We start from the raw sequence: 13,203 nt of genomic DNA on the forward strand, positions 1-13,203 counted from the left end.
CTCTTCCTATTGTCCTGATCTCCCCTTCAACGGAAGAGCGGTTCACGACTTCGGTGAGGAATATAGGCGGTCGAGCTTCGCCGCGGTAAACTGCCGATATCGCCATAGGATCACAGGACGCTTCTCGTCGGTCATCTGCGCCTTCTTGCCCGCTTTTGTCGAAATTGCCTGGAACATCAAGAGGCTCGACGGATTAACGCAGGTCAACAAGGCCGATAAGCGGTCGTTCTGTGAACGGCAGGAATTTAGGGAAAAGCACCTTAAAAGTTCAGCTGTCTATCAAAGTCAGATGAGTAGGACGACAGCGCACAGCGCACTAATCCAGTCTGCTTTCGCGTCTTTAGTGCTTTTCCGTTCAATCGGCATATCCGTGCATGCCGCACGTTCCACGCTGTAGAGCTTGGGATCGTCTCTATTTAGAATTTGCGAGGGAAGATACAATGAATCGACGATTTAGCCAGACGCCTCCGGATAAGGCCAACGAGCTTTTCGAGAAGCTTCTTGCAACGTCCGAGAATGCCGTCAAGACTCGTGAGCGCCTGTTCTCAGACCTGAAGGAAGAGTTGGAACTCCTGGCTCGTCTCCAAGAGCAACATCTCTTTCCAGTGCTGCAGAAGCATAAGATGCAGGATCTCGTGCAGGCGGCTATCAACGACAATCAGGAAACGAGCGCACTCCTGGCTGAGCTGGAGCGCATGCCGAAGAACGGTGCCGAGTTCCTCAGTCAAGTCGCTGTACTGAGAAGAGTGTTTCAGCAGCACATCCGCGACGACAAGAAGGAGTTGCTTCCGGCCGTGCTCAAGGTTTTGAGCGATGAGGAAGCCGAAGCTGTCGTCGATAATGTGGAAGATGATATGGCGACTGTCGAACAGACGAAGCGGACCGATGCCCGGCGCAGTCGTGAGCAGGCTGAGCCTTTCCAGCGGGTGACGGATGACGTGGCCGACACTATGCGGGTTGGAATGGAGAGTGCCCAAACCGTCGTTCGCACCTTGCAAGACGCGGTGCAGAGCAGCTTTGGTGCTGCATCGGAGCTGGCCCGGCAATCTACAGGTCCAGTGGCTCAGGTTTTTAGCCTGTCTCCAAAAGATGCTCAGGGTTTTGCCGAACAAACGTCGCAGAATCTCCAAGCCGTGGTGCAATCGGGTGCGGTTCTCGCCCGCGCTATTCAGGATGTCTCGCGCGAATGCGTGGAGTTGAGCCAGAAGCGTTGGCAGATGAACCTGGAGGGTTTGAGTGCTCTCGCACAATGCCGATCGATAACGGAGTTTGTTGCAGCTCAAACATCTCTGATCCGTGACAACCTGGATCAAACCCTGGAGAACAGCCGACGTATTGCCGAGCTTACACGTCAGGCTACTGAAGAGGCCGCTCGGACCGTAACCGTTCAGGTCGAAAAGACGGCATCGCGCCTGGGTCGTGCTGCGTGAGAATGCTCATGTCTAGAGCCCGTGAAGGGCGCCTCTGGCTGAAAGGCCAGGGCGCTCGCGTACAGGGTAACCGCAGGCTAAACGCCAACCCTTGCATGCGCTCAGCAGGCCCTAATCGGTTCTTTGATGGTTCTGACTTCGCCTGTGGAAAAGAGGTGGTGGGCCCGGCAGGACTCGAACCTGCAACCAGACCGTTATGAGCGGCCGGCTCTAACCATTGAGCTACAGGCCCTTCCGAGGAAGGCTCGTGAGACCATCTAGCCGAGCCGGGGCCGTTCGTCACCCCCCCCTGTACCGCCCCATGAGCCCTGAGAGGTGGCCCTAGACCGCCTCAGGACCGGATCATGCTCATGATCGCGCGGGCGAGGCCTCCGAGGCCGATCTTCGACATCCAGATCTCGAAGGCGCTTCGGTTGTCCGCATTGGACGGGCCGCCGGTTTTCAGCCAGGTCCGCCGGGTCGTGGGGAACTGGGCCATGTCCACATCCTTGTAGCCATGCGGCGGCGCATAGGGCGCGGCATGGCCCGGATGGCTGACGTAAGGTGCATCGGCCGGGTCCATCACGAAGCCGATGTCGCGCTTTTTCGGCGGGGGCGAGGATCGGCGGTAGATCCGGTTCTCATAGAACACGGTGCCGAGATATTGCCCTTCTATGCTGACGATCTCGTTGTCCGCCCACGGGAAATAGCCGATCCAGTTTCCTTTCCGGTCGAACAGGTAACGGTCGTTATCGAGAAGGCGGAATGCGATCCACACGCCCGAGGACGAGAAGTAATGCTTCACGCCGGGCGTTGCGTCACCGTCTCTCTGACGTGGCTTCGCATGCCGGACGAGGGGAACCTCGAGCTCGGAATCCGCTTCCGAGGATGATCCGATGGGGATCGATGCAAGCGGCTTCGGTGCGCCGTCGCGGGTGGGGTTGAGCGGCAGGAGAGAATGGGTCGACACCCAGCCGATCTCCCGATCCTCCGGCACCACATAGGCGCGCGTGTCTTCGAGCTTCTCGATGCGGCACGCAATCGTTCTCTTGTCTCCCGGAGGGCGATACAGAACGGAGGCTCCGACCTGCAGCTCATCTGCGCCGAGGCTGTTCTGCGAGCCGTCATCCGGCTCGTCTTGCTGGGCCCCGCGCGAGCGCTCGACGGCTTGAACGATGAGCTGGGCGACTTCGCGATGGCGATTGCTGACGAACTTGGACCCGGATTGCGCGCGCTCGGGATACCAATTGCCGCCGATCTTGGCGAGCATCTCCGACACGATCTTGATTTCTTCTTCAGTCAACTCGCATTCCCCCGCAGCGAACCAGGCCTGTTGTGTTCGTTCCCATGATGATCGGCCCGCCTGTCGATTTATGTCGTGGACGCATCGGCATTCGGCGCGGAGAGCGTCGAGAGCGAAACCCAGCCGATCTCCTGAGGCGCCGGGGCGAGATAGGCGCGCCCATGCTCCATTTTTTCGATGCGGCAGGTGAGTGCCCGCTTCTCGCCGGGAGGCCGGTACACGACCGTCGCACCCACATAGAGCTGGTCGTCGCCAGCGAAATTGAAGGTGCTGGTTTCGTCGCTATTGTCTTCGCCCATGGCGGCGAAGGACGCGGCATTATCGGCAATGCCGCTGAGGCGGTCGAACTCGCTCAGGATGAGCTGGGCCACATCCCGATGGCGCTTATTGATCGTCCGCAGCGCGGGACGGGTGCGCTCCGGATACCAGTTGCCGCTGACCTTGGCGAGCAACTCGGCGATGGCTTCCACTTTATCGACGGTCATTTTCTTGAAAGGCCTGCAGCTGACAAATTCATCACACAACTTTGGAAGGTTACGACTATAACCTTCAAGCTGTGCCGAGGCTGACTTCCAGAACTCCGCTTCACGAACAACGTGGAAAAAGATCGAAGCGTGAACCCTTAATAATGTTACGTGAGATCAGGTGCGTCCCAGCATGTAGAATTCGTCGTTGGGCCGCATGTTGGTGACATTGGCCATGCGGTTCGACATGCCGAAGAAGGCTGCAATGGCGGCAATGTCCCAGACATCCTCCTCGGTGAAGCCGTGGAGGCCGAGCGCGGTGAGATCGCTCTCGCCCACGGCATAAGCTTCGAGGGCTACCTTCATGGCGAAATCGAGCATCGCCTTCTGCCGATCGGTGATGTCGGCCTTGCGATAGTTGATCGCCACCTGATCGGCGATGAGCGGGTTCTTCGCGCGGATGCGCAGGATCGCGCCATGCGCCACCACGCAGTACTGGCACTGGTTGGCGTTGCTGGTCGCCACCACGATCATCTCACGTTCCGCCTTGGTGAGATTGCCCGGCTTGTCCATGAGTGCGTCGTGATAGGCGAAGAAGGCGCGGAACTCGTCGGGGCGGCGGGCGAGAACGAGGAAGACATTGGGCACGAAACCCGATTTCTCCTGCACGGCCAGGATCCGCTCGCGGATATCCTCCGGCAGGTCGGCAATCTCGGGCGTCGGGAAGCGGCTAATGGATGGCTTGCTCAATGGTTCCTCCCTGTCTTGTTTGCGGATGAGCTTATTCGGCTTGGCTCTGCTCGACAACGTGCCTAGATTGTCAAGCGGGAGGAATAAGCATGAGCGCGCAGACGATGACTTCCGAAGAGCCCATCCTGACCCGCGAGGAGCGGGACGGGGTCGTGACACTCACGCTGAACCGGCCTAGGCAATACAATGCCCTCTCGGAAGAGATGCTGCACGCGCTTCAAGAAAGTCTCGACGGGATCGCTACTGACGAGAGCGTACGCTGCGTGGTGATTGCAGGCGCAGGCAAGGCCTTCTGCGCAGGCCATGATCTGAAGCAGATGCGCTCCAATCCACATCAGGACTATTACGAGGATTTGTTCCAGTGCTGCGGCCGGGTGATGCAGAGCATCGTGAACCTGCCGGTTCCCGTGATCGCGCGCGTACACGGCATGGCGACCGCTGCGGGCTGTCAGCTCGTTGCCTCCTGTGATCTGGCCATTGCCGCCGAGAGCGCGAGCTTCGCGGTCTCCGGCATCAATGTGGGACTGTTCTGCTCCACGCCGGCGGTGGCCCTGTCGCGCAATGTCGCGCCGAAGCAAGCTTTCGAGATGCTGGTGACGGGCCGCTTCGTCTCGGCAGCGGAAGCTGTCACTTACGGCCTGATCAACCGCGTCGCGCCGGATGCTGAACTTGATGCGGCTGTTGCGGAGCTGACCTCCTCAATCTGCTCCAAGAGTCCGGTGGCGATCCGCACCGGCAAGGCCATGTTCGCCCGCCAGCGCAGCATGAGTCTGGAGGAGGCCTATGCTTATGCAGGTCAGGTGATGGCTTGCAACATGATGGCGGAGGACGCGGCGGAAGGCATCGATGCCTTCATCGCAAAGCGCAAGCCAGTATGGAAGGGGCGCTAGCGCATCGTGCGGCCCTTCGGGTCAGCACAATGCGCTCGCTCTTAAAGTGAGCATCGAATTCGTCCCAAAAGTGCAAATCCACTTTTGGGTCCGATGCTGTAGCGCGCTCCCTATCCACCTTGCGCGTGAGCACGCGCCATCTCGCGCAGCTGGAACTTCTGGATCTTGCCGGTCGATGTTTTCGGCAATTCGGTGAAGATCACCGTGCGTGGACATTTGAAGGAAGCGAGGTGCTGCCTGCACCAGGCGATGATGTCCTCTGCCGTCACGTTCTGATCCGGTTTCACTTCCACAAAGGCGCAGGGGGTCTCGCCCCATTTCTCGTCTGGCATGGCGACGACGGCCACCGTCTGCACGGCGGGATGCTTGTAGATTGCGTCCTCCACCTCGATGGAGGAGATGTTCTCGCCGCCTGAGATGATGATGTCCTTCGAACGGTCTTTAAGCTGCACGTAGCCGTCGGGATATTTGACGCCGAGATCGCCGGAATGGAACCAGCCGCCCGCAAAGGCCTTGCCGGTTGCCTCCGGGTTCTTGAGATATCCCTTCATCACCACATTGCCGCGAAACATCACTTCGCCGAGCGTTTGTCCATCCGCAGGAACCGGTTGCATCGTCTCTGGGTCGAGAACATCGAGCGCTTCCAGCACCGGATAGCGCACGCCCTGACGCGCCTTCTTCGCGGCATAATCAGAGGCGGAAAGATCGTTCCAATCCTCGTGCCATTCATTGACGACGGCTGGGCCATAGACTTCCGTCAGGCCATACAGATGCGTCACGTCGAAGCCTGCTTCCTTCATGGCGGCAAGAACCGCCTCTGGCGGAGGTGCAGCGGCAGTCATGAAGCGGACCGTCTGGGGAAACGTGCGCTTCTCCGAGGTAGGCGCGTTCAGCAGCGTCGACATGACGATGGGCGCGCCGCACAGATGCGTGACCTTGTGGTCGGCCAATGCATCGTACATGGGCTTGGCGCGCACGGCGCGCAGGCACACATGCGTGCCGGCGACGATGGAGAGCGACCAGGGGAAGCACCAGCCATTGCAATGGAACATGGGCAGTGTCCAGAGATAGACCGGATGCTGGCCCATGGCGCTGGTGACGATATTGCCCATGGCGAGCAGATAGGCGCCGCGATGATGATAGACGACGCCCTTCGGATCGCCCGTCGTGCCGGAGGTGTAATTGAGGGTGATGGCGTCCCATTCGTCGCCGGGCAATTGCCATGTGAAATCGGGATCGCCTTCCGCTAAGAGTTCTTCGTATTCCAGCGTGCCCAGACGCTCGCCCGCACCAGTGAATTCCGGATCGTCATAATCGATCACGAGCGGCTTGACGGAGGAGAGTTCGAGGGCAGCCTTCACGACGCCTGAGAATTCCCGGTCAGTGATGAGAACCTTCGCTTCGCTGTGCTCAAGGGAGAAGGCGATGATCCTGGCGTCCAACCGCGTGTTGAGCGTGTTGAGCACGGCCCCCGCCATCGGCACGCCGTAATGGCATTCGAGCATCGCAGGCGTGTTGGGAAGCACCACCGAGACCGTATCGCCGCGCCCGATGCCGCGACGGGCAAGCGCCGAGGCGAGGCGCCGGGCGCGCGCATAGAAATCGCGATAGCTGCGGCGAAGCGAGCCATGGATGATGGCGGTCTTGTCGGGATGCACGCTTGCGGCGCGCTCCAGGAAGGTGAGGGGAGTCAGCGGCTGATAATTGGCGGGGTTCTTGTCAAGGTTCGTGTCGTAAACGGTCGAAGTCACAGGCGTTCCCCTGGTGTCTGCTATCCCTGTCTTGTTGGGGCATGAGCTTACCAAATGCCAAGGAGCTCGTCTTTGCGTGCAGGATTAGCAATAAGGCGATTGGACGAAAGCCGAACCGTACGTGCAAGTGATGCGTATCTTTTCCCTCCCCCTTGCGGGGAGGGGCAGGGGTGGGGGTCGTAAAGTCAGAGCACAGCGCGGCTTCCAGACAAGCCAGAAGCTGCTACAGCCTCACTGGTCCAGCCTCTCACCCAGTCGTTCCACCCCCACCCTCAATCCCTCCCCGCAAGGGGGGAGGGAAACACGCAGCATTCGTCAAAGATCGGTATGTAGTGATGAGAGCAAGCTAATTCCTGACATTCTCGATGTTGTGGATCGGGATCGGTCGGCTCAGGCCTTTCAGGTGAAAATCCCCGAGGGAGGTTGAAACCGCGAGACCCTCCACCTCGGTCGCGATGCGCTGGGTGACGAGGATCTGGCCGTCGCGTGCTTCCGAGCAGAGACGTGCTGCCACATTCGTCACGGTGCCGATGGCAGCATAATCGAAACGGCCCTCGAAGCCGATCCGCCCCATGGTGGCGTAGCCCTGCGCGATTCCGATGCCGAAGCCGATGGAATAGCCGCGCTGCCCCCAGTCGCGGGCGAGGTTCTGCACATGCTCCCGCATGCCGATGGCAAGCCGCACCGCGCGGGCGGCAGGATCGGGGCAGGGGATCGGGTCGTTGAAGAAGATCATCATGCCGTCGCCTGCGAAGCGCTCCAACGTTCCCTCCGCTTCGTGGATCAGGGGGCCGAGGGTGGAGTGATAAGCGTTCAGAAGGTCCATCACCTCCTCCGGCGCCGCGATTTCAGCAAAGCTCGTGAAGCCGCGCAGGTCACAGAACAGCACCACGATCTCCCGGCGATGGTGCTGAAGAATTTCGGCGCGGAAGCCCTTGGAAGCGATCATGTCGGCAAGCTGCGGCGAGAGAAAGCGCCTTAACTCGCGCAGGCGGTCGAGCTCCTGCACCTGCTGCTCCACCCTTGTTTCCAGATGGCGATTGAGTTCTGCCAATTCGGCGGCCTGCGCCTCGACCGTGTCGTAGAGGGATTTGATGCGCAGCAGCGAGCGCACCCGCGCCACGAGCGTCGCGGGCTCGAACGGCTTGGTGAGATAATCGTCGCCGCCGGCATCGAGGCCCGCCACCACATCCTTGATGGTGGATTTGGCGGTGAGAAGAATGATCGGGATGGCGCGCAGGTGCTCGCTCCCTTTCAGGTGCTTCGTCACCTCGATGCCGTCCATCTCGGGCATCATGATATCGAGCAGGATCAGGTCTGGGCGAAGGGTCTCCGCCTGCTGAATGGCCTCGCGCCCATTATGCGCAGTCGCGATTTTGTAGCCCTGCGCTTCAAGGCGCACGCGTACGATCTCGATATTCTCCTCGATATCGTCGACCACCAGGATGAGAGGGCGTTCGCGCATGAGCCGTCACCCCACAAGCTCGCGGATCTTCGCCAGGATCTGGCGCGGGCTGAACGGCTTCGCGATATAGCCGTCGCACCCGGCGGCCCATGCCTTTTCCTCGTCGCCTGACAGCGCATAGGACGTCACCGCGATGATCGGCGGCGGCTGGATGGACGGGTGCGCCTTGATGTGCCGGATGGCTTCGTATCCGTCGAGGATGGGAAGCTGGATATCCATCAGGATCAGATCGGGCTTGAACTCCGCGGCAGCCGTGACGGCTGCCTGCCCGTCATGCGCCTCGCAGATGTCGTATCCCGCATTGGTCAGGAGATCGCGCAGGATGCGGCGGTTGTCCTCGGTATCCTCCACGATCAGGATTCGCTTGCTCATCACGCAGCCTCCGTCACGGAGCGGACTTCGAGCGGCATATCGATGATGAAGGTCGAGCCTTGCCCCAATGTAGAGCGAACCTTGATGGTGCCGCCATGCATCTGCACGATGCGTTTGGAGATAGTGAGGCCAAGGCCTGTCCCCGTGCCGCCATTCACCGCATTGGAGCCCTGCTGGAACGCCTCGAAGATGAGCTTCTGGTCCTTGGGCGCGATGCCGACGCCCGTATCCTTGATGGCGATGGTGAGCCGCCGCTTCTCGACCTGGGCCGAGACTTCGACGGATCCCTGATCCGTGAACTTGATGGCGTTGCCGACGAGATTGACGAGCACTTGAGTTAGCCTCCGCTCGTCGCCACTGCCGAGGGGAAGACCATCGGGAACTCTGACGCGAAGCGCAAGGCCTTTCGCCTTCGCAAGCGGTTCAGTCGTAGCGACGACGGCATGAATGAGGTCGGAGATGGAATAGGGTTCGGCGGCGATCAGGAGTTCACCCGCTTCGATCTTCGACAGGTCGAGAATATCGTTGATGAGCGCCAGCAGATGGCGGCCGTTCACTTGCACGCGGGTGAGAACGCCATGCGCCTTGTCGGGCAGGCTGCCGTAGAGCCCGTCGATCAGAAGTTCCGTGTACCCGAGCACGGCGTTGAGCGGCGTGCGAAGCTCGTGGCTCACATTGGCGAGGAAGCGGGACTTCGCCTGGCTCGCATCCTCAGCATGTTCCTTCGCCTGCCGCAGGGCCTCGTCGCGGGCATGGCGCTCGGTGATGTCGCGCACCACGCAGATCAGGCCTCCATCCTGGATGATGGTGAGGGAAATATCCTGCGGGAAGAGCGTGCCGTCGCGCTTCCGGCCCACAGCCTCGCCGTTCCAGTGCCCATCCCGGAAGACACTCGGGAAGGCCACCTCCTCGATGCGCGCGCGCTCATCATCACTGTAGAGGTCCTTCCAGCTTCGGCCCACAAGATCTTCCGGTTTCTCGTAGCCGAAGATCCTCAAATGAGCTTCGTTGAGATATTGGTATTCGTAGTCGCCGTCGAGGATGGCCATGCCGTCCATGGCCGCTTCCATGGCGGCGAGGTGACGGCGCAGCACATCCTCGAACCGCTTCATGTCGGTGATGTCGAAATAAGTCAGCATGCGCCCGCCATCGGGCAGGGCGATGATGCGGTATTGGAGAACGCGCCCGTTTTTCAGGCGCATCTCGGTCGTGACGGGGCCGCCGCTCCTGATCTCGCCGATGCGTCTCTCCTTGTAGGATTGCCATTCAGCGTCTGACACATCGTAGCGGCCGAGCTGGCGGCTTTTCTCCATGTCCTCCTCGAGAGAGCGCGGCTCCTCGTAATAACTCGCCGGCAGATCCCAGATTTCGCGATAGGCGCGGTTGGCGAGGCGGATGCGGGAATCGGGATCGAGGAACAGGATGCCATACTGAATGGTATCGAGTACGGCATTGAGATCCCGGAGCGCCGCTTCCGTTTCCTTCTTGGCCTGCTTGAGCTGCGTCTCGCGCTGTTTCAGCTCGGAAATGTCGTTGAAGGCGAAGAGAAGAGCGGGGTGCCCCTCGTAATCGGCGAAGGTCGCATTCACCAGGGCCCAGAACTGCGAGCCGTCAGGCCTCTGGAGAAGAACCTCCACGTCCTGCACGCGGCCTTCCTGAGTCAGGATGCTGAGGATGCGCTCGCGGTCCACGGGATTGGCGTAATAGTTCGGAGCGGGCGTTCCCCGCAATCCATCGGGCCTCACGCCGATCGCCTCGGCGGTGCGTGCATTGGCATAGAGGATGATGCCATCCGCCATGTGGGTCACGACGAGCGGGAAGGGGGCGAGTTCCAGCAGGCGCCTCTGCCGCTGCTCGGCGAGAGCGATGGCATCGAGCGCGCGCTTCTGCTCGGTGATGTCCACATAAGTGAGCATGCGTCCGCCGTCGGGCAGGGAGACGCAGTGATAACGGAGTACCCGGTTGCCGGGCGCCAGAATCTCGATCGGGCCTTCGTCGCAGCCCCTGATCTCGGCCATGCTGCGCTCGATGAACGCGTCCTCGTAGGCATTCTCGATGCCCAGGACATGGCTGTGATGGGCGATCACGTCGCGGATCGGCGTGCCCTTGGCGAGCTGCTGCTCGGGCACCGCCCACATTTCCTTGTAGGCGCGATTGGCGAGGCGGATCTTCAGGTCGGGACTCAAGAAAAGAATGCCATAATCGATGGTGTCAAGAAGCGCGTTCAGTTCCCGGTGCCGGGCCAGTTCGCGCTCGGCCTTCTCGCGCTCGGCCAATTCATGAGCAAGTTCGTCGTTCAGCTTGGCGAGGCTGGCGCTGCGCTCGTTGAGCGCGGTTTCCCGCGCATCGATCTGGCGGGCCATGATGGTGAAAGCATCCGACAGCTCACCGATTTCGTCGTTGCGCCGCAGGTTGAGATGCGTCTTGAACTCGCCCTTCGCCACCGAACTCGTGGCCCGCACCAGGAGGCGCAGGGGAACCGCGATCTGGCTTCTCAACGTGGAGCTTAAGATCGCGATTTCGAGCAGCAGCGCGAGAGCGCCCATGAGAAGGATCAGGCGCGCGGTCTTCCACGCGCTCGCGGATGCGAGGTCCAGCGGATAAACGGTGGCAAGCGTCCAGCCCGGTCCGCTGAGCTTGGTGACGGCGATCACCTCGTCGTCGCCCTGATCGCGCAGAACCGTCTCCTCCGGAGAGCGCTCCCGCGCCATCCGGTAAATCTCTTCGAGCCTCGCGTCGCCGGTTTCCGCAATCGGAAGCGAGCCGCTGCGCGCCTGGATGGCATCCATGAAGCGCGGATGGGCGATGATCCTGCCTTCATCTGAGAAGAGGATGTTGTACGCGCCGCCCAGATCCGTGTTCATGGCGCGGCCGATCAGATCGTGTACGAGAATGTCCTGGCCGATCTGGACGGCGGGGCGTCCATCCACCAGCGCGGGGCGTGTCACGGAGACGAGCCAATCGTTGATCCCGTAATCGTAGTAAAGCTCCGACCAATGCTCCTTCACGCTGTCGACGATGGAGCCTGTGGTGGCGACGAGAACGCCATCTTTTTTCCCGGCAAGAAGATTCAGCTTGCCCGAAATCTCCCAATCGCCGCCGCGCAGGGCCCAGGGCTGCTCCGGCCAATACATGATCACGGCGCCCTCCGGCGTCATGACGTAGAGATTGGCAAATTGGCTTTTCCAGGCCGGCCCGAACTGGGTAATGAGATCGAAGGCGACAACGAGACGGCGTTTGAGATCACGTTCGATCATCACATGCTTGCCGATGAAGCCCGTCACGCCATAGGTCTTGAAGACATTCTCCGTCAGCCGCGTGGTTCCGTCGCGGTTCTGCTCGAAGAGCGTGGCAAAGCGCTGTTCCGCGCTTTGCGGATCCATCTGGCTGATCTCGCGCAGATAGGCATCGGAGAAGGTGCGGGTATTGCTGCTGGCGAGATCGAAGATCGCGCTTTCGCGCACGCGCCTTTGTTCGACATAGCGCTCCAGGTTCTCGACCGCCTGTTGCTCGAAACCCGTCTTCACATGCCAATAACTCATGATGGTGGCCGCGGCCACGACGAGGCTGATGCGGATCGCGATCTTTCGGAGCGTCAGAAGCGTGAGCGAGCGCTTCGGACTCGTGATCTTGCGGGGTTCGACACGGTCGATACTTGTCATGGCACCGCCTTGGCGAGAGCGGGAAGTTCCTTGATGCCGAGCCTGCGGGCGATCCGCTCATTGAAGAACAGCGCGCCTTCGCGGTTGTATGAAACGGGAATGTCACTGGGCTGAACGCCTTCGAGAATGCGAAGCGCGGCTTGCGCGGCCCAGCGTCCCTGTTCCTGCGGGCTCTTCACGACTCCGAAGAGGCTGATCGCGGTCAGCCATTCGAAATCCGTTCCGCTGGGAATCTCGCTCTTCTCATCCACGAAGCGCGTGGCGTCAGTAAGATTCCAGTCGGGCAGAGCGCCGACGCCCAGGATCATGAGCATGTCGACCTCTTTCTGAGCGCGCAGGAAGGCCTCCTTCCAGGCCGCGTGCGACGTCACGAAATACGCCTTGTCATAGGTGATGCCGAAGAGGCGCTCGTGATAGGTCAGCTCCTTGCGCTTGACCGGCGTATCCTCCGAGAGGAAGCCGATCCTTGTGCCGCGCGCATGGCGCTGCATGAGCCGCAAGATCTGCGGAATGGGCGAGACCTCCACCATGCCCGTGGTGTTGCGATAGGGCAGGTCGTAGGTCGAGGCATCCCAGTTCAGGCCACAGAACACGACCGGGATCGCGGCATCGCGCAAATACGGCATGACGAGATATTGCGCGGCGGGATCGTCGCTGGTGGTGATCACATCCGGCTTGAAATCCTCAATCGTTTTCAGCGCAGCTTGAGCGGAAACGCGAATATCGGCCTCTGACGAGCGGCGCTTCGTATCCATATGGAAGACGCGCAGTTCGACATTCTTGGCGGACAATGTTTCCTGAAGCGCGGCGACGATCCGGTCGTTCCACTCGTTCCCGGCATGATAGGAATCCACATGGAGGACTTTCTTCGAGCCCTCCTGCGCCAGGGCGAGAGCTGGCATGAAAAGCATGACGAGGGCGCACAGAAGGAGACGGACAAGCGTCGCCTGCCGCATTCCTCGAGGTGCCTGTTCGAAACGTCGTGACATGGCATATTCCGATCGCGTGAACGTTCGTTTGCCGCTGGCGGACTCTTGTCCTTCTCACACGTGCCGCGGGCCTATGCCTTGCTTGTGAGTTTCGCGTCTCAAACCATACAATGCCCTGATCCTGCCGTTCCCAACTCTTTCGCATTCT

The 13,203-nt window shown here is 60.5% G+C and carries 10 protein-coding genes and 1 tRNA gene; 2 read left to right on the forward strand and 9 right to left on the reverse strand.

All coding sequences use genetic code 11. The features are described 5' to 3' along the window. Window positions 1–440: 440 nt before the first annotated feature. Entirely contained in the window at window positions 441–1,430 is a 990-nt protein-coding gene (locus MJ639_RS10495; RefSeq protein ID WP_243371424.1) for a phasin family protein, read from the forward strand. A 156-nt stretch (window positions 1,431–1,586) separates the two neighbouring features. On the opposite strand, the gene MJ639_RS10500 is transcribed toward MJ639_RS10495, so the two are convergent. From MJ639_RS10500 to MJ639_RS10515, 4 genes are all read right to left on the reverse strand, one after another. Further along, window positions 1,587–1,662, reverse strand: a tRNA-Ile gene (locus MJ639_RS10500). Between the two features lie 99 nt (window positions 1,663–1,761). Beyond that, window positions 1,762–2,712, reverse strand: coding sequence for a hypothetical protein (locus tag MJ639_RS10505; protein ID WP_243371426.1), 951 nt, complete (start codon window positions 2,710–2,712; stop codon window positions 1,762–1,764). Window positions 2,713–2,780: 68 nt separating this feature from the next. Then, entirely contained in the window at window positions 2,781–3,197 is a 417-nt protein-coding gene (locus MJ639_RS10510; RefSeq protein ID WP_243371428.1) for a hypothetical protein, read from the reverse strand. Window positions 3,198–3,353: 156 nt separating this feature from the next. Continuing rightward, window positions 3,354–3,926, reverse strand: coding sequence for a peroxidase-related enzyme (locus MJ639_RS10515; protein WP_243371430.1), 573 nt, complete (start codon window positions 3,924–3,926; stop codon window positions 3,354–3,356). A gap of 89 nt (window positions 3,927–4,015) precedes the next feature. Here MJ639_RS10515 and MJ639_RS10520 point away from each other — a divergent pair, with 89 nt between their 5' ends. Beyond that, the gene (locus MJ639_RS10520) at window positions 4,016–4,816 is read left to right on the forward strand and encodes an enoyl-CoA hydratase (protein WP_243371432.1); all 801 of its coding nucleotides are present in this window, start codon (window positions 4,016–4,018) and stop codon (window positions 4,814–4,816) included. A 110-nt stretch (window positions 4,817–4,926) separates the two neighbouring features. Here MJ639_RS10520 and MJ639_RS10525 read toward each other — a convergent pair whose 3' ends face one another. The 5 genes from MJ639_RS10525 to MJ639_RS10545 form a co-directional block, all read right to left on the reverse strand. After that, the gene (locus MJ639_RS10525) at window positions 4,927–6,567 is read right to left on the reverse strand and encodes an acyl-CoA synthetase (RefSeq protein ID WP_243371434.1); all 1,641 of its coding nucleotides are present in this window, start codon (window positions 6,565–6,567) and stop codon (window positions 4,927–4,929) included. Between the two features lie 346 nt (window positions 6,568–6,913). Beyond that, entirely contained in the window at window positions 6,914–8,032 is a 1,119-nt protein-coding gene (locus tag MJ639_RS10530) for an adenylate/guanylate cyclase domain-containing protein (protein WP_243371436.1), read from the reverse strand. Window positions 8,033–8,038: 6 nt separating this feature from the next. Further along, window positions 8,039–8,404, reverse strand: coding sequence for a response regulator (locus MJ639_RS10535; RefSeq protein WP_243371438.1), 366 nt, complete (start codon window positions 8,402–8,404; stop codon window positions 8,039–8,041). Beyond that, the gene (locus MJ639_RS10540; RefSeq protein WP_243371440.1) at window positions 8,404–12,066 is read right to left on the reverse strand and encodes a PAS-domain containing protein; all 3,663 of its coding nucleotides are present in this window, start codon (window positions 12,064–12,066) and stop codon (window positions 8,404–8,406) included. The genes MJ639_RS10535 and MJ639_RS10540 overlap by 1 nt, the downstream gene beginning before the upstream one ends. After that, a complete protein-coding gene (locus tag MJ639_RS10545; protein ID WP_243371442.1) occupies window positions 12,063–13,055 on the reverse strand; it encodes an ABC transporter substrate-binding protein in 993 nt (330 codons plus the stop codon). The genes MJ639_RS10540 and MJ639_RS10545 overlap by 4 nt, the downstream gene beginning before the upstream one ends. Window positions 13,056–13,203: the final 148 nt, after the last annotated feature.

It is taken from the genome of Microvirga solisilvae, from assembly GCF_022808595.1.
In the GTDB taxonomy this organism is placed as follows: Bacteria; Pseudomonadota; Alphaproteobacteria; order Rhizobiales; family Beijerinckiaceae; genus Microvirga; species Microvirga solisilvae.

Excerpts from the sequence above, each read along its gene's own strand:
- MJ639_RS10495 (WP_243371424.1), top strand. The coding sequence starts at position 441 with ATGAATCGACGATTTAGCCAGACGCCTCCGGATAAGGCCAACGAGCTT.
- MJ639_RS10510 (WP_243371428.1), bottom strand. The coding sequence starts at position 3,197 with ATGACCGTCGATAAAGTGGAAGCCATCGCCGAGTTGCTCGCCAAGGTC.
- MJ639_RS10520 (WP_243371432.1), top strand. The coding sequence starts at position 4,016 with ATGAGCGCGCAGACGATGACTTCCGAAGAGCCCATCCTGACCCGCGAG.
- MJ639_RS10530 (WP_243371436.1), bottom strand. The coding sequence starts at position 8,032 with ATGCGCGAACGCCCTCTCATCCTGGTGGTCGACGATATCGAGGAGAAT.
- MJ639_RS10535 (WP_243371438.1), bottom strand. The coding sequence starts at position 8,404 with ATGAGCAAGCGAATCCTGATCGTGGAGGATACCGAGGACAACCGCCGC.
- MJ639_RS10540 (WP_243371440.1), bottom strand. The coding sequence starts at position 12,066 with ATGACAAGTATCGACCGTGTCGAACCCCGCAAGATCACGAGTCCGAAG.
- MJ639_RS10545 (WP_243371442.1), bottom strand. The coding sequence starts at position 13,055 with ATGTCACGACGTTTCGAACAGGCACCTCGAGGAATGCGGCAGGCGACG.